Origin of the sequence: Alloalcanivorax sp. C16-2 (genome assembly GCF_046507615.1) — a bacterium.
Lineage (GTDB): Bacteria > Pseudomonadota > Gammaproteobacteria > Pseudomonadales > Alcanivoracaceae > Alloalcanivorax > Alloalcanivorax marinus_A.
The window spans coordinates 98885-123703 of record NZ_JBKFTL010000001.1 but is presented as its reverse complement, the minus strand read 5'-3'; the positions used below and the strand labels follow the sequence as shown (position 1 = coordinate 123703).

Below are 24819 nucleotides of genomic sequence, written 5' to 3'. Positions count from 1 at the left end.
AAATAGTCTTTCCGCAAAGGCGAGGGGCCAATATCGAGCCCGGTGGAACGGGGTGTCAAGGCAAAAGCCCCGCACAAGGCGGGGCGTCCTGAATGGTGGGAGGGGTGGGGTTTAGAAATCCACGCGCTGCATTACCAGGTCGGTGATCTGTACGGTACCCGCGGGGGTTTCGTCGAAGGCCAGTTCCACCGCGTTCAGATCGGTGAAATCGACGCCGTCGAAAGCGGTGAGCGGGATATCCACGGCGTTGAGCGTGGTCTTCTGTGAACCATGGTTGCTGTCGTAGAAGGCGCGCCCCGGCGGGTAGAACAACCCGTCGCTGTAATCACTGGCCAGGGCTTCCACCCGGTTGCCGTCACGGTCCTCGAGAATCACGTGGAAGTCCTGGCCGCTTTCGTTGTCGGTGTCGCCATGGGAAATCCCCACGCGTACCGACAGCACCTGATAATCGGTGGCATCCAGGCCCAGCAGTTCCGAGCGGTAGGTGGCGCTGGTGTCCCAGGCCATGAACAGTTGCTCGGCGATGTTGAAGGTGGGCGTGGCCACGTCGCAGCCTTCGCCGGGTCGGCCGTTGGTCTGGCAGATACCGTAGGAGGAGAAGCCGTCGAACCACACCGAGCCACCCAGGTTGTTGGTGGTCAGGCTGGCCGGGTCCAGGGTGTCGTCGATCACCAGCCTTTCCGCCGACGGCGCGTGCACGCTCAGCAGGTAGCGGTCGTCGCACGGGCCCTGGCCATCCGGGCAGATGTCGCCGGGCACCGGCGTCTGGCCGTTCCAGTAGGCGCCGAATTCGGGTTCATGGCCGATGAAATAGCGGAAGAAGGAGGCGATGAAGAACAGCCCCTGGGCCTGCTGCAGTTCCGGGGTGTCGCGGCCATTGTCGGCGGCGTTCTCGCCGCACCAGGGGTCGTCGCCGTCGCTGTCCAGGATGGTCCAGTCGTCCGGGCGGCTGTCGGTGGTCCACACGGTATTGTAGTAGTTGTGGTTGGCGCCCATGGGGATCAGCTGGAACTTGGGATAGGGGTCGTTATCCACGGCGTAGCGGCTGGTGTCGTAGGCGAAGTTGCCCATCAGGTCTTCCACGTCGCCGTCACAGTAACCGGCCAGGGCGACGAAATTCACCCGGCTCACGGTCTGGGTGTTGTAGTCGGTGGGGGCCAGGGAGAACACCGCGGTGATGTTGTGCGGTTCCGGCTGGGCGCGATTGTAGAGCACCGTCTGGTTGACGCCCTCGCCACCCCGGGAGTGACCCATGATGCCGATCTCGCTCATATCGAGTTTGCCCATCAGGGCGTCCAGGCCCAGGCCGCCGGAGGCGTTGATGTCGCGGAACTCATCCAGGTGGCGCACCACCAGCATGGCGCGGGCCAGGGCGCCGGTGTCGCCATTGGACGGGCCGCTGTCATTGTCATTGATGTCGTTGGCGTCCACGGAGATCACCGCGTAGCCGTGGCTGGCCAGGTTCTCGGAAATGTACTCATAGCCCCGGAAGCTGGGGATCGGGTTCGCGCAATCGTCGTCGTCGATACCCCGGCCGTCATAGCAGGTGCCGTGGCGACCGTGCAGCAACAACACCACCGGGAAGGGGCCGTCGGCGTCCTCGGGGTACTGGATGTAGCCGTGAATGTCGGTTTCGTAGCTGTCGCCGTTTTTGTTGTCGTACACGGTCATGCGGCCGAAGTCGTACTCTTCCTCGGCCACGGTGTGACTGCCCATGGCGGCGGCATCGGCGGCGGTGGTGTTGGCGACCGGGTCCGGTTGTGTTTTCGGTGCCGGTGCTTCGCTGTAATCATCGTTGCTGTCGGAGTCACCCCCGCAGGCGCTCAGCACCAGGGCGGCGGATAAAACAAAGGTGCTCATTCCCTTGCTTCGAAGGGAGGACATTGAAATTGTCATGCTTTGTTCCCCGTCAATGAATTGGCAAAGGCCCAGAATCTGGACGGGGTACCAGGAGGCAAGTTGGGTGCCATTCCGCCGTTGATGTGCACGGATGTTTACGGCTTATTGGGACAAACCCCTTGATTTGACATGGGAATTATTCCGGTCGGGCATACCGGGCGGTATGGCGGAGAGGGAGGGCGGCGCGACGGACTGGCGCGCTCGGGTGGTCCATCCGTGTGCGGTGGCCATTAAAAAGGGGCATCACAATGATGCCCCTTGGTGCGTGCCGGAGTGACATTGTCACTTCCAGGGCGTGTCAGGCGATGTCCATGATCGCGTCCATCTCCACGCCGGCGCCCTTGGGCAGGGCCGCCACGCCGATGGCGGCGCGGGCCGGGTAGGGTTCCTGCAGGTAACTGGCCATCACCTCGTTGACCAGCGCGAAGTGGCTCAGGTCGGTGAGGTAGATGTTCAGTTTGACGATGTCGGTCAGGCCGCCGCCGGCGGCTTCGCAGACCGCCGTCAGGTTGTCGAACACACGGCGGATCTGCGCTTCCATATCGCCTTCCACCAGCTCCATGGTGGCCGGGTCCAGCGGGATCTGGCCGGAGAGGTAAACGGTGGAGCCGGCCTTGATGGCCTGGGAATAGGTGCCGATGGCGGCGGGCGCCCGATCGGTCTTGATCACGGAATGATTGGACATGATGACGTTTTCCCCATGAATAATGACGGCGCCGGGCCGGCGGCCTCAGGCGCTGATACGGTGAATCCTCACAACATTATCCAGCGTACGCAAACGTTTGATGATGCGCGCCAGATGAATGCGGTCCTTGACCGTGAGGGTGACATTGATGACCGACAGGGTCGGGTCCTTCTCGGCCATGTCGATGGTGTCGATGTTGGAGCCCAGCTCGGACACGCTGTTGGCCAGGGTGGCCAGCACGCCGCGCTTGTTGATCAGTTCGATGCGCAGGGCGGCGGTGAATTCCTGGGCCACCTCCTTGTCCCAGTCCAGCGCGATGCATTTCTCCGGGGCGCCGCGCATTTCCGAAAGCAGGTTCTTGCAGGTATCGCGGTGCACCACAATGCCCTTGCCGGCGCTCAGATGGCCGATGATGGTGTCGCCGGGCAGCGGGTAGCAACACTTGGCGTAGGTGACCATCAGGCCCTCGCTGCCACGGATCGCCAGTGGCCGGCGGTCGCTTTCGCCGCTGTCCTCCTCGGCGTCGTCCCGGGCGCCGGCCAGCTTGCGCGCCACCAGCGGCGCCAGCCGGTTGCCCATGCCGATGTCCTCGAGCAAATCGTTCACGGTGGCGTAGTTGTTGTCGGTGAGCTCGGTGGCCAGGGTCACATCGGACAGCCGCCCCAGCTCCATTTCATAGGCGCCCAGCGCCTTGTCCAGCAACCGGCGGCCCAGCTCGGCGGCGTCTTCCCGGCGTTGCTGCTTGAGGAAGTGGCGAATGTTGGAGCGCGCCTTGCCGGTGACCACGAAATTCAGCCAGCCCGGATTGGGGCTGGCGTTGGGGGCGGTGATGATCTTCACGGTCTGGCCGGATTCCAGCGGCGTGGACAGCGCCGCCAGCTTGCCGTCGATGCGCGCCGCCACGCAGCGGTTGCCCACCTTGGTGTGCACCGCGTAGGCGAAATCCACCGGCGTCGCCCCGGCGGGCAGCTCCTTGATGTCGCCCTTGGGGGTGAACACATAGGCTTCGTCCGGGAACAGGTCCACCTTGACGTTCTCGATGAACTCCATGGAATTGCCGGCTTTCTGCTGGATCTCCAACAGGCGCTGCATCCAGGACTGGGCGCGGGTGTGGGTGGGCGAGCCGGATTCGTCGCTGGCCTTGTACAGCCAGTGGGCGGCGATGCCGTTGTTGGCCATCGCTTCCATCTCCTCGGTGCGGATCTGGATCTCCAGCGGAATGCCGGAATGGGCCTTCAGGGTGGTGTGCAGCGATTGGTAGCCATTGGCCTTGGGGATCGCCACATAGTCCTTGAAGCGCCCGGGGATCGGGATGAAGTGGTTGTGCACCGCGCCCAGCACCCGGTAGCAGGTGTCCACCCGGTCGACGATGATGCGGAAACCGAACACGTCCATGATTTCCGAGAACGGCTTATGCTGTTCCTTCATCTTCTGGTAGATGCTGTACAGGTGCTTCTCGCGGCCCAGCACCCGCGCCTCGATGCCTTCTTCCTTGAGACTGTGCTCGATGCTCGCCTTGATCGAGGAAAGGATCTCCTTGCGGTTGCCCCGCGCCGACTGCACCGCCTTGCCGATCAGCCGGGCGCGCATCGGGTGGATGTTGTGGAACGCCAGGTCCTCGTACTCCACCCGCATGTTGTACATGCCCAGGCGGAAGGCGATGGGAGCGTAGATCTCCAGGGTCTCGGTGGCGATGCGGCGGCGCTTCTCCGGCTTCATCACATGCAGGGTGCGCATGTTGTGCAGCCGGTCGGCCAGCTTCACCAGGATCACGCGGATGTCGCGGGTCATGGCCAGCATCATCTTGCGCAGGTTCTCCGCCTGCTGCTCGGCCTTGGATTCGAACTTGATCTGGGCGATCTTGGAAACCCCGTCGACCAGTTCGGCGACCTCCTCGCTGAATTCCTCGGCCAGTTGCTCCTTGCTGTAGCCGGTGTCCTCGATCACGTCATGCAGCATGGCCGCCATCAGCGAGGCGTAGTCCATGTGCATATCCACCAGGATGTTGGCCACCGCCAGCGGATGGGTGATATAGGGGTCCCCGGTCCGCCGGTACTGGCCCTCGTGGGCTTTCTCGGCGAAATGGTAGGCGCGCACCACCTGATCGATCTGATCGTCCGTCAGGTAGCTGCGCAGCCGTTTTTGCAGGTTACGAATGGAGGGCAAGGGGCCTCGCCGTGCCGCCAGGGCGTTGGAAGTTAACGATCTTTCCTAGCTTAGGAGTGGCGTGACAATTTGTCTACGATGAGGCTCGTGAGTACTTGATAAGGTTGGAATTTCGCGGACGGGGCCGCAACGAAAAAGCCCGCCTCGAAGGGCGGGCTCGCTCGGACGGCGCCAGTGGCGGCGATTATTCGCCGAACGACTGGGTCAGCAGGGCCAGGTCATCGACCTCGGCGCCCTGATCGGCCATCGGGTTTTCCACCGAGTCGGCGGTCACGTGGCCCTCGGCGATCTCGCGCAGCGCCACCACGGTGGGCTTGTCGTTTTCCCAGGCTACCCGCGGCTCCTTGCCGCCGGTCTGCAGCTGGCGAGCGCGCCGGCTGGATACCAGGACCAGCTCGAAACGGTTGTCCAGTTTTTCCAGGCAGTCTTCTACGGTTACACGGGCCATGGAGGTTCTCCTGTTGCGGGAGCGGGATTTTACTGGGTTTCCGTGCCGGACAACAAGTCGGCGAGGATGGCCGCCTGGCGCACCGCCTGGCGGGTGGTCACCAGCCGGTTGGCCTCGACGATGCTGGCCATCTCGTGAAGGGCCCGCTCGAAGTTGTCGTTGACCACCAGATAATCGAATTCGGCGTAGTGGCTCATTTCCTCCCGGGCCCCGGCCAGGCGCTTCTCGATCACGTGGTCGTGGTCCGAGGCGCGCCCGCGCAGACGCTGGGCCAGGGTCTTCAGGCACGGCGGCAGGATGAACACGCTCACCGCCTCCGGCATCAGGTGGCGGATCTGGGCGGCGCCCTGCCAGTCGATCTCCAGCACCACGTCCTCGCCATCGCGCAGGGTGTCCGCCACCCAGTCGGCGCTGGTGCCGTACAGATTGCCGAACACCTCGGCGTGCTCCAGGAAGCGGCCCTCCTCGATCATGCGCACGAAGTGTTCGCGGCTGGTGAAGTGATAATTCACCCCCTCCACCTCGCCCTCCCGGCGTGGCCGGGTGGTGTGCGACACGGAAATCCGCAGGCGCGGCAGTTTTTCCACCAGCGCCGCCACCAGCGAGGTCTTGCCGGCGCCGGAAGGGGCCGACACGATATAGAGGTTGCCTTTGTCGGTCATGGGGGCGTCCTGTATTGCGGAGGGCGCGGCCGGGCCGCGAAAACCGGCATTATAGGGACAAAGGCCCGGTCCGTCATGGCCAGCGGCGCCGCGCCTCGCGGGGCTCGTAGAGGGGCGCGCCGGCAGGCTATATTGGCCTGCCCCCCCCCGTACCCGAACCGTGCCGATCGCCAGGAGACCCCATGCAGGACAGCCCGACGCCGGACAGCCCGATCACCGCCACCGTGGACTACCACCGCGACGGCGTGCAGCACGGCTTTCTCAAGCTGCCCCATTCCCATGACGAGTCCGCCTGGGGCAGCCTGATGATTCCGATCACCGTGGTGCGCAACGGAGAAGGCCCCACCGCCCTGCTCACCGGCGGCAACCACGGTGACGAGTACGAGGGCATCACCGCCCTGCTCAAGCTGGCCGGTCGCTTGCGCGCGGAACACATCACCGGACGCGTGATCATCGTGCCGATGATGAACCACCCCGCCGTGCTCAACGGCACCCGCACCTCGCCCATCGACAAAGGCAATCTGAACCGGGCCTTTCCCGGCAGTCCCACGGGCACCCTCACCGAGCGCATCGCCGACTATTTTACCCGCCACCTGGTGCCCCTGGCGGACCTGGTGCTGGACCTGCATTCCGGTGGGCGCACCCTGGACCTGCTGCCCTTCGCCGCCACCCACCGTCTGGACGACCTGGATCTGGCGCGGCGCTGCCTGGACGCGACCCTCGCCATCGGCGCCCCCAACACCCTGCTGATGGCGGAACTGGAAGGCGACGCCCTGTTCGATACCGCCGTGGAACGCCAGGGCAAGGTGTTCGTCAGCACCGAACTGCGCGGCGGCGGCACCACCACTCCGGCCAGCGTCGCCCTGGCCGAGCGCGGCGTGGACAACCTGCTGCGCCACGCCGGAATTCTGCCCGGTGCCCCGGCGCCGGCGGACACGCGCCGGCTGGAGATCCCCGACGCCGCCCATTACCTGCAGGCCGAGCACCGCGGGCTGCTGGAATTCACCGTGAACCTGGGGGACGCGGTGCGCGCCGGCGACCTGATCGCCCGGGTCCACGACCTGGAACGCACCGGCACCCCGCCGGCGGAATATCATGCTACCGTGAACGGCCTCCTGATCGGTCGCCGCCACCCCGCCCGCGTCAGCCCGGGCGACACCTTCGCCGTGCTGGCGGTGCCGCTGGAGCAATGACAATAACGACTTAACCGGAGAGCTCGGGACCCATGTCTTTTAAGGTTTATGAAGACCTCGGCCACGGCATCACCCGCATCGACACCGCCATGGTTCGCGAGGAGCTGGCGGCCTGTTACCTGATGCGTGGTGGCGAGGACTACGCCATCATCGAGACCGGCACCCATCACACCGTGCCGATCATCCTGGACCTGCTGGAACAGCGCGGTATTGATCGCGCCCGGGTCCGCTACGTGATCCCCACCCATGTGCACCTGGACCACGCCGGCGGCGTGGGCGGGCTCATGGAGGCATTGCCGGACGCCACTCTGCTGGTGCATCCGCGCGGTGCCCGGCACATGATCGATCCCGCGAAGCTGGTCGCCGGCGCCACCGCCGTCTATGGCGAAGCCGCGTTCAGGAAGATGTACGGCGAAATCCTGCCGGTGCCCGAGGCGCGAGTGCGTACCATGAACGATGGCGACGAAATCGACCTGGATGGCCGGCGCCTGGTATTCCTGGATACGCCCGGTCACGCCAAACACCACTTCTGCGTCCATGATCCGGCCTCCGCCGGCGTCTTCACCGGTGACACCTTCGGGCTTTCGTATCCTCCCCTGACCACGGAAAAAGGCCCCTTCATTCTGCCCACCACCACCCCGGTGCAGTTCGACCCGCCGGCGCTCAAGCATTCCATCGCCAGGCTGCTGGCGTTGAACCCGGAGCGCATGTACCTGACCCATTACGGCCCGGTGGAAGGCCCGCGGATTCTCGGCGAACGTCTGCGCGGCATGGTGGACGACTATGTGGATCTGGCGGAACGGGTGGCCGCCGACCACGGCGACGAGGAGCTTGAGCCGGCGCTGCGAACCGCCCTGCGCGGCTACCTGTTCCGGCGCGCCCGGGAACACGGCTGCGAGCAGGATGACGACCATCTGGATGCGATCCTGGGCATGGACGTGAAGCTCAACAGCCAGGGGCTGGCGGTGTGGCTGGAGGCGCGCAAGGCCGCCTGACGGCGCCGGCGGAATGGGCCGCCGCCCGGCGGCCCGTTCCCTCAGCCAACGTGTTCGGGCAGGAACAGCACCAGCTCCGGCACGCTCATCAGCAGCGCCAGCACCAGTACGTCCATGAGCAGGAACCACAGCACGCCTTTGAAAATGGCGCCGGTGCTCACCAGGTTCCCGACCACGCTTTTTATCACGAAGATGTTCATGCCGATGGGGGGTGTCACCATGCCGATCTCCAGCAGCTTGGTCAGCACCACGCCGAACCAGATCAGGCTGAGCCCGACGCTGTCCACGATCGGCAGCACAATGGGCAGCGTCAGCAACATGGCGCCGATCGGCTCCAGGAACATGCCCAGCAGCAGGTAGATCAGCACGATGATCAGCAAAATGGCGAAGGTGCTGGCACCGGCGTCGATGACCATGGAAGAGAGATAGTCACCGGCGCCGGAAAGTGACAGGAAGCGGGTCAACAGGCTGGCGCCCATGGCGATGATCAGAATGGTACCCGTGGTAAGCAGCGTCTCCAGCACCGCGTCGCGCAAGCGTTGCCAGGTCAGGGTGCCTTTGCACAGCGCCACCGCGCAGGCCAGGGAGGCACCCACGGCGCCGGCCTCGGTGGGTGTGAACAGGCCGGCGAACAGGCCGCCGAAAATGCCCAGCATGATCATCACCACCGGCCAGACTTCCCACAGCGCCTTGAGCCGCTCCTCGGTGGAAATGCGTTCGTCCGGCGCCGGCGCCAACTCCGGGTTCAGCTTTACCCGCACGATGACCACGATGATGTAACCGAGCACCGTGAGCAGGCCAGCGGTGATGCCGCCGAGAAACAGCTTGGTGATCGGCTCCTGGGCGATGATGCCGTACAGGATCATGATGATGGACGGCGGCAGCAGCGCCCCCACGGTGCCGGCGATGGCCACCGTGCTGGTGGCCAGGCCCGGGTTGTAGCGGTGCTCAATCATCTCCGGCACCGCCACCCGACCCATGGCGGCGGAGCACGCCACCGAGGAACCGCACACGGCGGCGAACCCGGTGGTGCCGAAAATCGAGGCCACCGCCAGCCCGCCGGGTACTCTCGACAGCCATAATCGCGCGGCCCGGAACAGGCCCTGGGTAAGCTGAGCGTGGTAGCAGACGTAACCCAGCAACAGGAACATGGGCACCGAGCTGAGCACCCAGTTAGCGGAAAACTGATACGGAATCAGCCCCAGGGAGCCCCAGGCGATGCCCCAGCCCATCAAATACCAGAGGCCGCCGAAGGAAACGCCGATCAACGCCAGCCCCACGGGCATGCGCAAGGCGATCAGCACGAACAATACGGCGAGCCCGGACAGCCCGATCTGAACGTCACTCATGGCGGTCTCCCGGTGAGGCCGGCTTATCCGCGTGCACTTCCCGGGCAATGGCCCGTTCCTCGTCGCTCACCGTCAGGCCGCAACGGGCGCCGGTGAGATAGACGACGAACTTGTAGAGCAGCACCAGCACCATCAGGCCCAGCCCCAGGGGCAGCATGAAATAACCAGGCCAGGTAATGATGGTGGTGCCGCCTTCCACGAGGGAGGCGTTCATCTGATACTTGCTCACCGCCTCGGTCCAGGTCTTCACGGTCATGAACGACAGCACCACCGCGCAAACCGGCAGCAGCCAGTGGGCCAGATGACGCTGCAGCCGGCGCGGCAGACGCTCGGCGACCACTTCCACGGTAACGTGGGCATCCAGCTTTTCCGCGTAGGCCAGGGGCACGAAGGTGGCGATGATCATGTAGTAATTGGAGACATAGGTAATGGTGCCGGGAAGCGGCGCCGAGAACAGGTATCGCAGCACCACGTCGGCGGTGATGTGCAACATCATCAGGGCAATGGCGAACCCGCCCAGCAGAGTGGTGGCGCTGGTCAGGCGGGAAAGCCAACGTCCGAGCCGGTACATAGCAGTTCTCCTGAAAAAGAGCCGCGGCGTCAGTGGCCGGGGTCCACGCGCACGCTGGCGGTGGCCACGGTGGTGGTCGCGCCTTCCTGGTTCCGTAGCGCCAGGGAAAGGGTCACGCTGTCGCCGTCACGGTCGGTGACGTGCCCTTCCCCGGCGAGTACCTCGCCGATGTAGGCCGCCTGGCGGTTGCTATAGCGGAACGCGGTCAGCACGCCGCGATCACCGAGCCATTCCTCGATGATCTGGGTCAGCCAGTCCCCTTGAAGCGGCCCGTCGATAAGAAGCCCGGGGTGGCCTTCCTGCTCCCGGGTATAGGGCAGATCGTAGTGAATACGATGGGGGTTCCAGATTGCCGCGTTGTAGAGAAAAAGCTGAACGGTATCGGCCTTGAATTCACGACCGGGCAGCGTATCGCCTTTCTGAATTTTTGTTGTGGACATCATTCTTACCTCGCGATACGGGTCAGATATTCGGTGACCACCGGCTCGCCGGTACGGGTTTCGAAACGGTTCTCGAAGATCATGAAGATCAACGGACCGGAGTCGCCCTGTTTTTCGTACAGGTCGGCCAGCTTCTGGCGGCACACCAGCACCTCGCCGGCACGCGCCGGCCGATGCACCCGGTAATCGCTGCCGCCGGCCATGATCCGCTTGAGCGGCAGCTCGGGAATCAGCGGACTGTCCGGCTGCCGCCCGTCGGGCAGCAGCTCGTCCAGAGGAATCACCGGCATCATGGCACTGAAAAGAAACAGTAGCGGCGCCTCGTCGCCATCCAGGTAGCGACGTTGGCGTTGGCCCGTGGCCACCGCGTACTTCTTGATGTCACCGCGCGTGATTTCGAACTCGAACGGCGCTACCTCGGTGCCGATCAGAGCAACAAGCTCGTCGGTAAGAAGGGTCATGATGCGTTCCTATAGCCCGTGTTGTTCCACATCGACCTTGGAAAAAATTTCGTTCCAGTAAAGGTCCGCCAGATCCTGCTCGGTTTCCACGTCCTGAACCAGGCCGGTCCATTTCTCCAGCAGTTTCTGGAAATCGGCGATCAGTTGCTCACCGTTCTCGACCCCATAGCGGGAGCGGTAGTCCTCGGCGATGTGTTGCATGTCGTCCTTGATGAACGCACGGGTCTGATCGATCAGCGCCTGGTCGGCGTGGTGGATCGCCACTCCGCGTTCCTCGGCTTCGGCCAGAATCCGGTCTTCATGCTGGTGATAAATCCACGGCACGCCGGCGGAAAACTGGCTGGCCGCGCGCAGCATTACCTCGCGTTGTTCGGCGCTCAGGCTTTTCCAGGTGTCGGCGTTGATATTGGTGCCGGCGATAGGCATCGGGCCGCCGGGCACGTCCATGTTGATGTCGGTGACCACATCGGTAAGGCCGAAATTATGAATTTCCGGCGACGCCAGAACGATGCAGGACACCACGCCCTGGCTGAGCGCCTCGAACATTTCGTTGGCGGACATGGTCACCGGGGAGGCTCCCACGGACTCCGCCCAGCGGGACCAGTTGGAGGCGCCAACACGCAGCCGCTTGCCTTCAAGGTCGGCCTTGGTCTCCACCGGTTCATTGCAGACCAGGCCATAGGAGGTGCCGCCGGTGCTGCCGGTGTAAACCTGATTCTGTTTCTTGAATTCCTGATTGCATTCCGGGCAGTGGAAGAAGGTGAACTCGGACAGTGCCCCCATGAAAACCATGCCCTCGCGGCCACGGGCCTGATCGCCCAGCAGGCCCACCAGCATGGACGCTTCCACCGCCACGTTACTGTGCGGGTACTCGGACGGGAAATAGGAAGTAAGCACGAAGCCGATATCGGCCATGCCATCGCGTACGCCCCCGGAGGTTTCCGCGAAGTTCAGCAGCGACATGGGGAACACGCGTACCTTCAGGTCGCCGTCGGAAAGCGTTTCCACCTGCTTGGCGTATTCCTTGGTCACGTCCACCACGAAGGAGCTGGGCGGGTGGCCGATGGCGTAACGCAGGGTGCGTGCTTCCACGCTGGTGGTCAGGCCGCTGAACAGAAGGGCGCCGGCCAGCATCGCGCCGGCCATGGATTTGATATTCATAATGTCACCTTTGAATTGTTGTTTAATGGTTCAGGATCGGGATTCAGATCACGCCGGCGTCACGAAGCCGGTCCAGCTCCTCTTCGGAGCGGCCCAGCCAGCCGGCATAAACGGCATCGTTGGATTCGCCGGTCACCGGCGCATGGGAGCCATGCTCGTTGGTCCCCAGCGACATCTTGATCGGGTTGCCAAATACCTCGAAACGCTGGCCCTTGTAGTCCACCGGAATCACCATGTCGCGTTCGCGCACATGGGGGTCGGCCACCACTTCGTCGATGGTCTTGATCGGTGACAGCGGAAAGCGCGACCCGGTCATCGCCTCCAGTTCCGCCTTGGTGTGGCTGGCACACCAGCGCTCCACCACCGGATGAACCCGGCGCTGGTAGATCTCGCTGTCAAAGCGCTTGGCCATGGTGTCGATCTCCGGATCGGTGATCAGATCCTCATCGCCGAACACCTGGCAGGCTTCGCGCCAGAACTTATCGGTATAGGCGCCGAAGAACACGTAACCGTCCTTGCAGGCGAAGCGGCCATAGGGCTTCACGAACGGATGACCGTTGCCTTCCGGGATCGCCACCTTGCCGGTGGTGGTGTAGGTGACCAGGGCGTTTTCCGTCAGCGAGATAATGGAATCCTGCTGGGACACGTCCACATGCTGGCCATGGCCGTCGCGCTCCGCCTCGCGCAGCGCGCCCAGCGTGCCGATGGCGCCGTACAGGCCGGCGCTCAAATCGCCCAGCACCGTGCCCACGCGCATGGGCTCCTCGACGGTGCCGTTGATTGACCAGAGGCCGCCGGAAGCCTGGGCGCTGCTGTCGAACGCCGGCCGTGGCGCGTTCGGGCCGGTCTGGCCAAAGCCGCTGATGCTGGTCATCACGATGGCCGGATTGATCTCCTTGAGAGTCGCGTAACTCAGGCCCAGCTTATCCATGGTTCCAGGGCGGAAATTCTCAATCACGATATGGGCCTTGCGCACCATATCGAAGAAAAGCTCGCGGCCTTCCGTGGCCTTGAGATCGAGGCTTATCGCCATCTTGTTTCTATTGTATTGAGCAAAGAAGCCGCTGATGGCTTCATCATCTCCGCCGAGGGCCGGTGGAAATTCGCGGGTGAGATCCGGGTCCTTCGGATGCTCGATCTTGATAACGGTGGCGCCCATGTCGGCCAGCAACATGGCGCAATAGGGGCCGGCGACCACGCGCGTCAGGTCGAGGATAATGACGCCTTTAAGGGCGCCTTTCGCCGCCGGTGGCAGGCCTGTGCGTTCAGTCATCTGTCCTCCAGATTTGTTGTCGTATTGTCGCGCCGGGCTCAGGCCGCCCCGTGGCGAGCCCGCCAGGCGCGCGCCACCCGTGACGCCGTCTCCCGCCCGAGCCGCTGGTCCACGAAGGCGCCGGCGGCGACCACGCCGCCCAGGTCGGCGCCGGTATCCAGGCCCATGCCCTCGAACAGGTAAATCAGATCCTCCGTGGCCACGTTGCCGGTGGCGCCGGGGGAATAAGGGCAACCGCCCAGCCCGGAAACCGAGCTGTCGAAAACGCGGATACCTCCCTCGAGCGCGGCCACGCAATTCGCCGTGGCCATGCCCCAGGTGTCATGAAAATGAGCGGCGAGCCGGGCAACCGGCATTTCCATGGCGCAGGCCGATACCAGATCGCGCACGCCGGTGGGCACGCCCGCGCCGATGGTGTCGCCCAGGCTCACTTCGTAGCAGCCCATTTGGTACAACCGCGTGGCGGTACGAACCACATCCGCGATCGGGATAGGTCCGCTATATGGACATCCCAGCACACAGGAGACATAACCGCGCACCGCGACGCCGTTCTCCTTCGCGGCGGCCAGCACCGGCTCGAAGCGGGCCAGGCTCTCGTCGATGGAGCAATTGATGTTGCGCTGGTTGAACGCCTCGGAGGCGGCGGTAAATACCGCCACCTCCCGGCAGCCGCTCTCAAGCGCCATGGCCATGCCCCGCTCGTTGGGGACCAGCACGCTGAAGGTCACATCGCCGTCACCGGGCAGTTTCTCCAGCACGGTGTCGGTGCCGGCCATTTGCGGCACCCAGCGCGGCGACACAAAAGCGCCCGCCTCGATATGGCGCAGGCCGGCGTCCGCCAGGCGCCGGATCAGCTCCGCGCGCACCTCGGGGGCCAGGGTGCGGGCTTCATTCTGCAGCCCGTCCCGCGCGCCCACCTCCACCAGTCGTACGGCGGTAACGCTCATTGGCCGCGCAGCGCCTTGAGCAATGCCTCGGCGCGGTCGGAACGCACGTCATGGTCCTGGACCATTTGCCGCACCAGTTGGTCGACTTCCTCGCCACGGGCACCGGCGGACAAGGCGATATTGCGGGCGTGCAGCGCCATGTGGCCGCGCTGAATGCCTTCGGTGGCGAGCGCCCGCAGCGCACCCAGGTTTTGCGCCAGCCCCACCGCCACCGCGATTTCGGCCAGTTCCTGGGAGGTTTGGACGCCGAGAATCCGCAGAGCAAGGCGGGCCAGGGGGTGGGTTTTGGTGGCGCCGCCCACCAGGCCAACAGGCATCGGCATCTCGATGGTGCCGACCAGATGGCCGTCGCGGTCCTTCTCCCAGGTGGTCAGCGAGCCATAGTGACCGTCGCGACAGGCGTAGGCATGGGCGCCGGCTTCCACCGCGCGCCAGTCATTGCCGGTGGCGACGATCAGCGGGTCGATCCCGTTCATGATGCCCTTGTTATGGGTCGCCGCCCGGTAAGGGTCGATCGCCGCGAAGGTATAGGCGTCGATGATACGGTCGATGACGTCCGTGCCACTAAACGCATCTGTTTCAAAGTGTTCGGGTGCCACGCGGACCTGTGCCCGCGCCAGCCGCAGGTCCGCCAGGTTGGACAGAATGCGCAGTCGCACGGTGCCACCGGTGATTTCCTCGATCAGCGGCGCCACCGCCTCGGCCATGGTGTTAACGGTATTGGCGCCCATCGCATCGCGCACGTCCACCACCAGGTGGGCCACCACCATCGGGCCCCTCGGGCTGTCCATGAAGGTGTGCACCTCCAGATCCCGGCAGCCACCGCCGAGCTTGTTGAGCAACTGGTCCTTGGTGTTGGCCAGCTCGATCAGGCGCGCCTTGTTGCGCAGCAGGCTCAAGCGCGCGTTGGCCGGGTCCTGGAGCCCGACGATCTGGATCTGGGCACGCATCAAGGGCGCGCTGCTGGAGGTCAGGAAGCCACCCGCCGGCCGGGCCAGCTTGGCCATGAAGGAGGCGGCGGCGACCACGGAGGGTTCTTCCACGGCCATGGGGATCAGCACGTCACGGCCGTTGACCATGAAATTGCCCGCCAGGCCGAGCGGCAGCTCGAATTTGCCAAGCACGTTCTCGATCATGCCATCGGCGATTTCGATCGGCAGGGCGCCATCGTCGCGGAGCAGCGCGGTTTCCTCGTCGCTCAGTTCAAGGTGGCGGGCCACGAAATCGACGCGTTCCGACGGTGAGAGATTACGAAAACCGGGGAGCTGGGAACTGGAACTCACTGAATACCCCTTTTCTGGGACGGTTTTTGTTAGGAGCGCGTGTCGCCGCGCAAGGTTGTGCTCTAACATATCGGCGCCTGTACCCATGAAAAAGGTACAGTTAGGGCAAACAGTGGGAGCCAACCGTGTCCATACCGATGCAGCGCCAGACCCGGGCCCAGCGGATCGCCTCCGATATCGCCGGGCAGATCGCCGAGGGCATACTGCGGCGCGGCGACAAACTGCCGTCCTTGCGCGAATACATGCGCCTGCACGGCTATTCCAAGAACACCGTGATCACCGCCTATGAGTACCTGGCGGCGGAGGGACTGGTGGAAGCGCGTCACGGTCGAGGGTTCTTTGTCCGGGGGGCGCCTCGTCCACCGGACGACGAGACCCAGCCGCCGCCCTACGCCCGTGCCCTGGACACCATCTGGATGATGCGCCAGCAACTGGTGCGCGAGCCGGGCCACTCCCACCTCGGCGAAGGCTTCCCGCCGGTGGACTGGCTCATGGATATGCGTCTGGACAAATTTCACCGCCAGGTGGTGCGTGGCGGCGTTACCACCCTGTTCCGCTATGGCAACCGCTTTGGCAACGCCAGCCTGCGCGAGCAACTGGTAAAAAAGATCGCCAGCTATGGCATCAACGCCCTGCCCCAGCAGATTCTCACCACCTTCGGCGCCAACCACGCCATGGATCTCATCCTGCGGCGCTTCACGCGGCCCGGCGACGCGGTACTGGTGGAAAATCCCGGCTACTACCCCCTGTTCGGCAAGCTCCAGCTCAGCGGCGCGCGCATGCTCTCGGTGCCCCGCGAAGTGGACGGCCCCGACCTCGAACAACTGGAGCGCCTGCTGATCCGCGAGCGACCGGCGCTGTTCTTCATGCAGTCCGTGGGCCACAACCCCACCGGCACCGATCTCTCCGAGCACAAAGCGCGCCGCCTCCTGACCCTGGCGGAACGCCACGACCTGATCATCGTCGAAAACGACGCCATGGCCGACTTCAAACTGAACTCGGCCACCAAGCTCTCCGCCCTCGACCAGCTCGGCCGCACCCTCTACCTGGGCAGCTTCTCCAAGCCCATCTCCGCCGCCCTGCGGGTCGGTTTCATCGCCGGCGGCGAAGCCCTGATCTCCGAGCTGGCGGATATAAAAATGCTCATGCACATCGGCGGCGCCGAATACGCCGAACGCACCGTGGACGTGATCCTGAGAGAGGGAAATTATCTGCGCCATCTCTCCCGGCTCCAGGAGCGATTGCGCGCCGCCACCGCCACCGGGTTACGGGTGCTGGACGAACTGGGCGCGGACGTGTTCTGCCGACCGGAGCAGAGCCTGTACCTGTGGGCCCGCTTCCCCGGCATCGAGGACGCCAACGAATTGACCCGTCGCTGCCTGAAGCGGGGCGTGATGCTCGCCCCCGGCTCGATTTTCTCCGCGACCCGCGACCTGGTGGTGCCCTGGACCCGCCTTAACGTCGCCTACCTGGACGACCCCGCCTTCCGCGCCAGCCTGCAAGGCTGAGCTGACCCGGCGAATCCTCCCGATAAAAAAGGCGGCAGGGTGGAGCGACTACCTCCCTGTAAACTGAGTTGGGGGCGCAAGGCTGCCTTGGGCGTCACTCGATATTCTGAATCTGCTCGCGCATCTGTTCGATCAGCACCTTGAGTTCCACCGCGGCGGCGGTGGTCTCCGCGTCCACGGATTTTGAGGCCAGGGTGTTGGCTTCCCGGTTCAGTTCCTGCATCAGGAAATCCAGGCGGCGGCCGATCAGGCCGCCCTTGCGGACCACGCGGCGTACTTCGGCAACGTGGGTCACCAGCCGGTCCAGTTCTTCGTCCACGTCCATTTTCTGGGCGGCGAGTACCAGTTCCTGTTCCAGGCGGTCCGGGTCCGGGTTGTCGGTGGCTTCCTGAACGCGTTGTTTGAGCCGTTCGCGCAGGGCGTCGCGGATCGCGGGCAGGGCCTTGCGCACCCGCTCCACTTCCTGCTCGACCCGGTCGAGGCGGTCCTGGATCAGCTTGGCGAGCTGCTCGCCTTCCCGGTCGCGGGTGGCGATGAGGGCGTCCAGGGCTTCGTCGAGCAACTCCAGGGCGGCGGCTTCCAGGGCGTCGCTGTCGATCTGGCGGGCGCTGAGCACGCCGGGGAACTGCAGCACCTCGAGCGGGTTGACCTGGCCGGCGTGCAGTACCAGATCGCCGACCCGGCGGGCGGCTTCGGAGAGGCGCTTGACCAGGGCTTCGTTGAGTTCCAGTTCGGCGTCGGTGTCATCGGGTTGGTAGCGGAGGGTGATGTCCACCTTGCCCCGGCCCAGGCGTTGCCGGCAGCGTTCGCGGAGGGCGTTTTCCAGGCCACGCAGAGCGTCGGGGAGGCGCGGCATGAGCTCCAGGTAGCGGTGGTTCACCGAGCGGAGTTCCCAGGCCAGGTCGGCTCCCTGGAGGCGACGGTCGGCGCGGGCGAAGGCGGTCATGCTACGGATCATGGGCGTCCCCGTGGGCTGCGATTACGAGTGAGGGCGTAGTGTACCGGTTCGGTGCGCGGCTGACATTGACCTCGGGCGGGGTGGCGCGGGCTCGCCCCCCTGTTCGTGGGGGGTACGTCTCGCGGGCGGCGTCTTAGCATGGCCGGCGAACTGTTCGGGATGAGCGAGGCGCGAAAGCAATGACCGGCGCCGCCGGTCAGCGGCTGCCTTCCAGGGTAGGCGCGCCGGCGGCCAGCGGGATGCCCAGGATCACCCGCCAGCGGTCGGCCTGGTGTTCATGCTGGAAGCGACCGCCAAGCTTGCGGGCGCGGCTCGCCATGATATCCAGGCCCCGGCCGGTCCGGTTTTCCCGCGCGGGCATGGCGCCGTCATTCTCGATCACCATGGTCAGTGAGCCGGCTTCGCCGTCGAGCACCACGGAAAGTTGTTTCGTGGAGGCATGCTTGAGCGCGTTGGTCACCGCCTCGCGAAGAATACGGGTCAACTCGCTGAATTCGCTGGCGGCGAGCACCGTGCCGGTGGGGTGCGCCCGCCATTGCAGCCGGGTGCCGTGATCCTCGCAGCGTTGCGCGGTTTCCTCGTGCCATTGCAGCATCGCGGCTTCGAGGGAAAGGGATTCCCCTTCCATGTCCTTGAGCAGGTCACGCAAGTCATGGATGGCCTCCCGGACCAGGGGTTTGGTGGTGTCGGTGGAACGGTGCAGGAGCTGAAGCAGTTTGGCGCCCAGATCGTCATGGATGTCCCTTCGGATGCGAAGGCGCTCTTCCCGGGCGCCGGTGGCGTGGGCCCGGTCGGCCTGGTTCACCAGTTGATGCAGGGCCAGCACCAGGCCGGCGGTACGCATGTCGTGGCGGTTGAACACCCTTTCACCCTGGCGGGCATGGTGCAGCAGCCAGGTGCGCGGCTCGGCGGGGTCCGGGACCTTCAGGGTCTCGCCCTTATCGGAGAGGGCAATGGCGGAGGTGGTATGTGGCAGGCTCTCCAGGGCAAGAGGCTGGAATACCGCCTGCAGGGCTTCCTGCACGCCGGAGCGTGGTTGTGTGTGGCGCTGTGCTTCGAGCATGGCCGGCAGGGCCTGGGACAACCACTCTTCCAGTTCCTGGTGATTGCTGAGAAACAGCTTTCGCCAGAGATACTGGCGCAGCGGAAAATACAGCCAGCCGATGAGGGCGACGGACAGCGTCAGCGTGACCGGCGCGGAGAGGCTGAGGATCAGCGCGAGCACCAGATCCGTGAGCATGATGAACAGGCCGCCGAGCAGCCAGGACCAGAGTGAAAACCACCACTGATCCAGATTGAAAAGCCGGTGCCGCACCACCCCCAGGGCCATGCCCAGGTACATCAGCAGGAAGGTGGTGAACAGCAGTCCCTGGGAGGCCGGCTCCGCGACCTGCAGCATGGCCGGGAGAATCATGCCGCCGGCGAAGAACGCGGTGCCAACCAGGATCGAGCTGATCACCCAGCGCAGCGCGGAGCGGTGCCCGGGTTGTGTTCTGGTGCCGCGCCATTGCCAGGCGGCGCCGAGTAGCCCGATAAGAAAAATGCCGAGCACCCAGGAATGGAAACCCTCGGCGGGGCGGTCGGTAAGCTGCAACTGGTCGATCACAATGGCCAGCGCGGAGGCCAGATAAAACCCGGTGGCGACCCAGCGGGAAGGCGCCTTGCGCGGATAGTTCCACAGGAAGGCGCCGAGGGAAGCGGAGAACAGCAAGGCGCCCAGATGGTTGATGCCCGACAGCCAGGAGAACAACGGGCCCGGCATGAAGAAATCCCGGGTGCTGTAAATCGCCGCCGCCGATGAAAACAGCACGTAGCTCAGCCCGGTGATGGCGAACGAATGGATCGCCACGTCCCGTTTCGCCGGCACCCAGACAAGCAGGCAGATCACCATGCCGGAAAGGCCGCAAAGAAGCTGCAGCCAGAAAAGCCCGGGCAACTGCGTGACCGTGCGGCGCGCCGGGCTGACCGGGTGCCGGCCGCCGTCCGTATCAATGAGCACCAGGGTGCCGTTGGCGAGCCAGTCGGCCAGTTGCTGGTGGCCGAGGAAGAAGCGGTTCAGATCGGCGTAGGTGGCGACCACGTCGGGCTCTTCCAGCAGCAGGATGGGGTCCGCCGGCTGTGTCGAGACGCCATCGCTGAAGGCGGCCACGGTAACCGCCCGGTTGTTGGGCAGGACGGCGTCGATGCGGTCGTCGTGCGTGCCAAAGGTGATGTCGCTGGCGGGCAATGTTAATGCCAGGGCGACGGTCAGAAAGCCATAAACAGCAACGAGAACAAGCCCGGTGGTGATGCGTGTTTTTAGTGAAAACATGCCTGTTCCCTTTGTGATATCGTCGCAGAATATATGATTCCTGTGACGTGTGTCACAGCTTTGCGTTTGTCCATATTCAGGGGCGCGACAATGAAAGCAATCAAGCGAGTATTGATTGTGGAGGATCTGCCGGACGTGGCCGATTGGCTGCATGAGCAGGTGTCCGGTTTATTGGCCCCTGAACACATCGACCGGGCCGCCAGCCTGAAGGAAGCACGGGAGAGCATGGGCGCCAACGTCCATGACCTGGCACTGATCGATCTCGGTCTGCCGGATGGCAGCGGCGTGGATCTGGTGCGCCCTTTCAAGGAAGCCCACCGCGACGGACTCTGCGTGGTGACCACCATCTTCGACGATGCCGAGCACCTGTTTGGCTCCCTGCGCGCCGGCGCCGACGGCTACCTTCTGAAGGACGACACCGAATCGGAATTTCGCCAGCAGCTGGCCGGTATCCTGGCCGGACGACCGCCACTTTCGTCGTCCATCGCGCGGCGGCTGCTGGAGCGGTTCCACCCGGTTTTCGGCGAGCAGGAAGCCACCCTGACGGGGCGCGAGACCGACATGCTGACGCTTATCGCCAAGGGGCTGAGCGTCAAGCATGCCGCGGAAAAGCTGGGCATTTCCCCCTATACCGCGGCGGGTTACATGAAGGATGTTTATGCCAAGTTGCAGGTAAACACCCGCGCCGAGGCGACCCTGAAAGCCATTCACCTGGGGCTGGTGAACCCGTCCTGAACCGCTGCGCGCCTCGCACTCGGCGCCGGGGGTTCGTTACAATGGGCGCCTTCAACGTCCCATCAAGGAGTTTTCATGCGCCCTTCCGGCCGACAGTCCGACCAGATGCGCGAGGTTTCCTTCGTGCGCGATTTCACCATGCACGCCGAAGGCTCGGTGCTGGTGTCCTTCGGTAACACCAAGGTGCTGTGCACCGCCTCCGTGGAGGATGGCGTGCCGCGCTTCCTGAAGGGCAAGGGCCAGGGTTGGATCACCGCCGAATACGGCATGCTGCCCCGCGCCACCCACACCCGCTCCGGGCGCGAGGCCGCGCGCGGCAAGCAGGGGGGCCGCACCCTGGAGATTCAGCGCCTGATCGGCCGTTCGCTGCGGGCGGCGGTGGATCTCAAGAAGCTGGGCGAGAACACCATCTACCTGGATTGCGACGTGCTCCAGGCCGATGGCGGCACTCGCACGGCGGCCATTTCCGGGGCCTGCGTGGCGCTGGTGGACGCTTTCACCAAGCTGCTGGAGAGAAAGCGCATCAAGGAAGACCCGCTCAACGGCCTGATCGCATCGGTGTCCGTGGGCCTGTACAAGGGCGAGCCGGTGCTGGACCTGGATTATGCCGAAGATTCGAACGCCGACACGGACATGAACGTGGTAATGACCCAACATGGTGGTTTCGTGGAGATTCAGGGCACCGCCGAAGGCGACGAGCCGTTCACCCGCCAGCAGTCCGACACCTTGCTGGGCCTGGCGGAGAAGGGCATCGGGGAAATCGTTCGCGAACAACAGGCGGTGTTGGGCTGGTAGCCCGGGGGGACGCATGAAGAACTACAAAAAGCACTTTTTGCGCTTCGCCGAGGAGCGCCAGGCGCTCAAGTTCGGGGAATTCACGCTCAAATCCGGGCGCATCAGCCCCTATTTCTTTAACGCCGGCACCTTCCATACCGGTGAGGCACTGGCGCGGCTGGGCCGTCACTACGCGGACGCCATTGTTCAGTCCGGCATCGAATTCGACATGCTGTTCGGGCCGGCCTACAAGGGTATCCCGCTGGTGGCGGCGGTGTCGGTGGCCCTGGCCGAGCACCACGGCCGCGACCTGCCCTGGGCCTTCAACCGCAAGGAAGCCAAGGACCACGGCGAAGGCGGCTGGCTGGTGGGCGCGCCCCTGCAGGGCCGGGTCCTGGTGATTGACGACGTGATCACCGCCGGTACCGCGATCCGCGAGGTGGCGGCGCTGTTCGAGAAAACCGAGGCCAGCATCGCCGGGGTGTTCGTGGCGGTGGACCGTCAGGAGCGCGGCCAGGCGGCGCCGTCGGCGGAGGGCAAGCCGCTGTCCGCGATCCAGGAGGTGGAACGGAGCCTGGGTGTGCCGGTACGCAGTATCGTCAGCATGGCCGACATCATCGCCTGGCTGGAGGAACTGCCCGAGCGCGAGGCGGATCGCGCCGCCATGCAACTTTACCGGCAACAATACGGAGTGGACGACGAGTGAAAAGGCTCTGGGCGGGATTGCTGTTGTTGCCGGTACTGGTGATGGCCGCGCCGGCCCGGAACGAAAGTGCCCCGGGGGAAGTGACGTACCGTTACACCACCCCGGACGGCAATCTGGCGCTGAGCGCCACGCTCACCCGCGAGGCGATCCATTCCGGTTACCAGGTGCTTGACCACAAGGGTCAGGTGATCAAGGAAGTGGCCCCGGCACCGCCGGAGGAGCAGGCGCGTCGGCGCCAGGAAATGGAGGCTAGGCGCCAGGCCGAGGCGCGGGCCGCCCGGGACGAGGAACTCAAGCGCCTGTACGCCGGCCCGGAGGACGCGGAGCGGGCCCGGGAACGCCAGGTGGATGCCCTGGAGCTGAAAATCAGCTATGCGCGCAGTTCCCTTGGCCAGCTTGAGGACAAGCGCGACGCCGAGGTCAGCGATGCGGCCCGTGCCGAGCGGGCCGGGCGGGCGGTGCCGGAAGGCACCCGCGAAGCAATCCGCCGTTACAATCGCCGCATGGAAGACACTCACGCCGAAATCGAAGCCTACCAGCGTGACATCGAGACGGTACGCAAGCAGTACGAGCCGATCATCGAGCGGCTGCGCCAACTGGAAACCTCCGCCCCCTGACCCGCCATTCATGGTTCCCCTGTAGGGGCGGCTTCAGCCGCGATCAGCCGTGATTCGAAGCAGCGGACTTATCGCGGCTGAAGCCGCTCCTACGGGAGGAGTGGTAAGCGGGGGTTAATCGCGGAACACGGTGGGCGCCAGCAGCGCCCATTGCTCCGGCCAGTCCTGGCCGGGGTGGATCTTGAACCCGGACCGTACGAATTGGGCGATGCGCCCTTCCACCACCGCCAGCAGTAAATTGGCGGTGATAGTGGGCGTCGCCCGGGTGCGCTTGCCTTCCTTGAATTCCGCGTCCCGTACCACCTGCTTGAGCTGGCTTTCGACACGGTCGTAGAACTGCTGGATGCGCTTGCGCAGGCGCTCGTTCTCGCCGGTCAGGGCGTCGCCGGTGAGCAGCCGGGTGATGCCCGGGTTGCGCTCGGTGAAGGCCAGAATCAGCGTCAGAATCTGCTCCACCTGGGTAAGAGCATCGCCCTCGGCGGTGATGCGGTTGATGCGCGAGAAGATCGCCTCCTCGATGAAGTCGATCAGCCCCTCGAACATCTTCGCCTTGCTGGGAAAATGCCGGTACAGGGCGGCTTCCGAGACGCCCACCTCCCGGGCCAGGCCGGCGGTGGTGATGCGCCCCCCGGGCTCCGCCTCCAGCATGTGCGCCAGTGCCTGCAGGATCTGGTCCTTTCTGGACTGCTTCTGTTCTGTCATTCGGTGGTTCCCTTTTCCCCCGGGTCGGGGCGTGGCGGAAGCCGCGACCCGACCAGTCCAAATTCAATGCTTGCTGATCAGCGTCCCCACGCCCTTGTCGGTCAGGATCTCCAGCAGCACGGCATGGGCCACCCGGCCATCAATGATGTGCGAGGTCTTCACGCCGTTCTCCACCGCCTCCAGGGCGCAGCGGATCTTGGGCAACATGCCGCCATGGATGGTGCCGTCCTGGATCAGTTCGCCGACCCGCTCGGCGCTGAGGCCGGTCAGCACCCGGCCTTCCTTGTCCTTGAGGCCGGCCACGTTGGTCAGCAGGATGAGCTTCTCGGCGCGCAGCACCTCGGCCACCTTGCCGGCCACCAGGTCGGCGTTGATATTGTAGCTGACGCCGTCATCGTCCACGCCGATGGGCGCGATCACCGGGATGAAGTCGCTGCCGCCGAGCAGGTCCAGCACCTTGGTGTCGATGCCCTGCACCTCGCCCACGTGGCCGATATCGATGATCTCGGAGGTGTTCAGTTCCGGGTCGCTGGTGTCCAGGTTCTTGAGCACCATCTTGCGCGCTCTGATCAGGCGTCCGTCCTTGCCGGTCAGGCCCACCGCCTGGCCGCCGTTGTGCTGGATCAGGTTGACGATGTCCTTGTTCACCAAACCACCGAGCACCATCTGCACCACGTCCATGGTCTCGCGATCGGTGACGCGCATGCCCTGGACGAACTTGCTTTCCTTACCCAGGCGGGTGAGCAGGTCGCCGATCTGCGGCCCGCCGCCGTGCACGATCACCGGGTTGATCCCGACCTGTTTCATCATCACCACGTCGCGGGCGAAGCTGTTCTTGAGTTCGTCGTTTTCCATGGCATTGCCACCGTACTTGATCACCACGGTGGTGCCGGAGAAGCGCTGAATATACGGCAGCGCCTCGATCAGAACGCGGGCGGTTTCCTGTGCGCTCTTGGTGTCCATGTGTGTCTCCAG

At 64.6% G+C, this 24819-nt stretch carries 24 protein-coding genes; 7 read left to right on the top strand and 17 right to left on the bottom strand.

The window, feature by feature from the left end:
- Positions 1-111: 111 nt before the first annotated feature.
- From ACLD02_RS00580 to gmk, 5 genes are all read right to left on the bottom strand, one after another.
- On the bottom strand, positions 112-1860 hold the full coding sequence (locus ACLD02_RS00580; RefSeq protein ID WP_238401124.1) for an alpha/beta hydrolase: 1749 nt from the start codon (positions 1858-1860) through the stop codon (positions 112-114).
- A gap of 337 nt (positions 1861-2197) precedes the next feature.
- Entirely contained in the window at positions 2198-2584 is a 387-nt protein-coding gene (locus ACLD02_RS00575; protein ID WP_410297683.1) for a RidA family protein, read from the bottom strand.
- A gap of 45 nt (positions 2585-2629) precedes the next feature.
- On the bottom strand, positions 2630-4750 hold the full coding sequence (gene spoT / locus ACLD02_RS00570) for a bifunctional GTP diphosphokinase/guanosine-3',5'-bis pyrophosphate 3'-pyrophosphohydrolase (RefSeq protein WP_203105439.1): 2121 nt from the start codon (positions 4748-4750) through the stop codon (positions 2630-2632).
- 184 nt (positions 4751-4934) lie between these two features.
- Positions 4935-5198 carry a DNA-directed RNA polymerase subunit omega gene (gene rpoZ, locus ACLD02_RS00565; protein WP_203105440.1) on the bottom strand — a complete coding sequence of 88 codons (264 nt, stop codon included), beginning with the start codon at positions 5196-5198 and terminating at the stop codon, positions 4935-4937.
- Between the two features lie 29 nt (positions 5199-5227).
- Positions 5228-5860, bottom strand: a complete 633-nt coding sequence (gene gmk / locus ACLD02_RS00560; RefSeq protein ID WP_203105441.1) for a guanylate kinase — start codon at positions 5858-5860, stop codon at positions 5228-5230.
- Between the two features lie 182 nt (positions 5861-6042).
- Between gmk and doeB the strand changes: the two genes are divergently transcribed.
- Positions 6043-7053 (top strand): N(2)-acetyl-L-2,4-diaminobutanoate deacetylase DoeB, encoded by a 1011-nt coding sequence (gene doeB / locus ACLD02_RS00555; protein WP_410297682.1) that lies wholly within the window; start codon positions 6043-6045, stop codon positions 7051-7053.
- Positions 7054-7085: 32 nt separating this feature from the next.
- The gene (locus ACLD02_RS00550) at positions 7086-8048 is read left to right on the top strand and encodes an MBL fold metallo-hydrolase (protein WP_410297681.1); all 963 of its coding nucleotides are present in this window, start codon (positions 7086-7088) and stop codon (positions 8046-8048) included.
- A 41-nt stretch (positions 8049-8089) separates the two neighbouring features.
- Here the strand turns inward: ACLD02_RS00550 and ACLD02_RS00545 are convergent, their stop codons facing one another.
- Genes ACLD02_RS00545 through ACLD02_RS00510 form a run of 8 tightly spaced genes read right to left on the bottom strand, consistent with a single transcriptional unit; the run spans position 8090 to position 15533 of the window.
- A complete protein-coding gene (locus ACLD02_RS00545) occupies positions 8090-9397 on the bottom strand; it encodes a TRAP transporter large permease (RefSeq protein ID WP_203105444.1) in 1308 nt (435 codons plus the stop codon).
- Positions 9390-9968, bottom strand: a complete 579-nt coding sequence (locus ACLD02_RS00540) for a TRAP transporter small permease (RefSeq protein ID WP_410297680.1) — start codon at positions 9966-9968, stop codon at positions 9390-9392. Before ACLD02_RS00540 ends, ACLD02_RS00545 begins: the two co-directional genes overlap by 8 nt.
- 29 nt (positions 9969-9997) lie before the next feature.
- Positions 9998-10408 carry a hypothetical protein gene (locus ACLD02_RS00535; RefSeq protein ID WP_410297679.1) on the bottom strand — a complete coding sequence of 137 codons (411 nt, stop codon included), beginning with the start codon at positions 10406-10408 and terminating at the stop codon, positions 9998-10000.
- Positions 10409-10413: 5 nt separating this feature from the next.
- Positions 10414-10869 (bottom strand): MaoC family dehydratase N-terminal domain-containing protein, encoded by a 456-nt coding sequence (locus ACLD02_RS00530; protein WP_410297678.1) that lies wholly within the window; start codon positions 10867-10869, stop codon positions 10414-10416.
- 9 nt (positions 10870-10878) lie between these two features.
- Positions 10879-12030 carry a C4-dicarboxylate TRAP transporter substrate-binding protein gene (locus ACLD02_RS00525; RefSeq protein ID WP_410297677.1) on the bottom strand — a complete coding sequence of 384 codons (1152 nt, stop codon included), beginning with the start codon at positions 12028-12030 and terminating at the stop codon, positions 10879-10881.
- Positions 12031-12073: 43 nt separating this feature from the next.
- Positions 12074-13303 carry a CaiB/BaiF CoA transferase family protein gene (locus ACLD02_RS00520; RefSeq protein ID WP_203105449.1) on the bottom strand — a complete coding sequence of 410 codons (1230 nt, stop codon included), beginning with the start codon at positions 13301-13303 and terminating at the stop codon, positions 12074-12076.
- 38 nt (positions 13304-13341) lie between these two features.
- Positions 13342-14250: a hydroxymethylglutaryl-CoA lyase gene (locus ACLD02_RS00515; RefSeq protein ID WP_203105450.1), complete on the bottom strand. Its 909-nt coding sequence runs from the start codon at positions 14248-14250 to the stop codon at positions 13342-13344.
- Positions 14247-15533: a hydroxymethylglutaryl-CoA reductase, degradative gene (locus ACLD02_RS00510; RefSeq protein WP_203105451.1), complete on the bottom strand. Its 1287-nt coding sequence runs from the start codon at positions 15531-15533 to the stop codon at positions 14247-14249. The genes ACLD02_RS00515 and ACLD02_RS00510 overlap by 4 nt, the downstream gene beginning before the upstream one ends.
- 125 nt (positions 15534-15658) lie before the next feature.
- Here ACLD02_RS00510 and ACLD02_RS00505 point away from each other — a divergent pair, with 125 nt between their 5' ends.
- On the top strand, positions 15659-17041 hold the full coding sequence (locus ACLD02_RS00505; RefSeq protein WP_338015237.1) for a PLP-dependent aminotransferase family protein: 1383 nt from the start codon (positions 15659-15661) through the stop codon (positions 17039-17041).
- Between the two features lie 94 nt (positions 17042-17135).
- Here the strand turns inward: ACLD02_RS00505 and ACLD02_RS00500 are convergent, their stop codons facing one another.
- Entirely contained in the window at positions 17136-17999 is an 864-nt protein-coding gene (locus ACLD02_RS00500; protein WP_203105470.1) for a YicC/YloC family endoribonuclease, read from the bottom strand.
- Positions 18000-18195: 196 nt separating this feature from the next.
- Positions 18196-20310, bottom strand: a complete 2115-nt coding sequence (locus tag ACLD02_RS00495; RefSeq protein WP_203105471.1) for a sensor histidine kinase — start codon at positions 20308-20310, stop codon at positions 18196-18198.
- 90 nt (positions 20311-20400) lie between these two features.
- On the opposite strand from ACLD02_RS00495, the gene ACLD02_RS00490 reads away from it, so the two are divergent.
- The 4 genes from ACLD02_RS00490 (at position 20401) to ACLD02_RS00475 (ending at position 23142) form a co-directional block, all read left to right on the top strand.
- Positions 20401-21045: a response regulator gene (locus ACLD02_RS00490; RefSeq protein ID WP_203105472.1), complete on the top strand. Its 645-nt coding sequence runs from the start codon at positions 20401-20403 to the stop codon at positions 21043-21045.
- Positions 21046-21120: 75 nt separating this feature from the next.
- Positions 21121-21840: a ribonuclease PH gene (rph, locus tag ACLD02_RS00485; RefSeq protein WP_203105473.1), complete on the top strand. Its 720-nt coding sequence runs from the start codon at positions 21121-21123 to the stop codon at positions 21838-21840.
- Positions 21841-21853: 13 nt separating this feature from the next.
- Positions 21854-22525, top strand: a complete 672-nt coding sequence (gene pyrE / locus ACLD02_RS00480; RefSeq protein WP_203105474.1) for an orotate phosphoribosyltransferase — start codon at positions 21854-21856, stop codon at positions 22523-22525.
- Positions 22522-23142 (top strand): hypothetical protein, encoded by a 621-nt coding sequence (locus ACLD02_RS00475; RefSeq protein WP_338015238.1) that lies wholly within the window; start codon positions 22522-22524, stop codon positions 23140-23142. The genes pyrE and ACLD02_RS00475 overlap by 4 nt, the downstream gene beginning before the upstream one ends.
- 114 nt (positions 23143-23256) lie before the next feature.
- Here ACLD02_RS00475 and slmA read toward each other — a convergent pair whose 3' ends face one another.
- On the bottom strand, positions 23257-23844 hold the full coding sequence (gene slmA / locus ACLD02_RS00470) for a nucleoid occlusion factor SlmA (protein WP_203105475.1): 588 nt from the start codon (positions 23842-23844) through the stop codon (positions 23257-23259).
- 63 nt (positions 23845-23907) lie between these two features.
- Entirely contained in the window at positions 23908-24807 is a 900-nt protein-coding gene (gene argB / locus ACLD02_RS00465; RefSeq protein ID WP_203105476.1) for an acetylglutamate kinase, read from the bottom strand.
- Between the last annotated feature and the right edge of the window lie 12 nt (positions 24808-24819).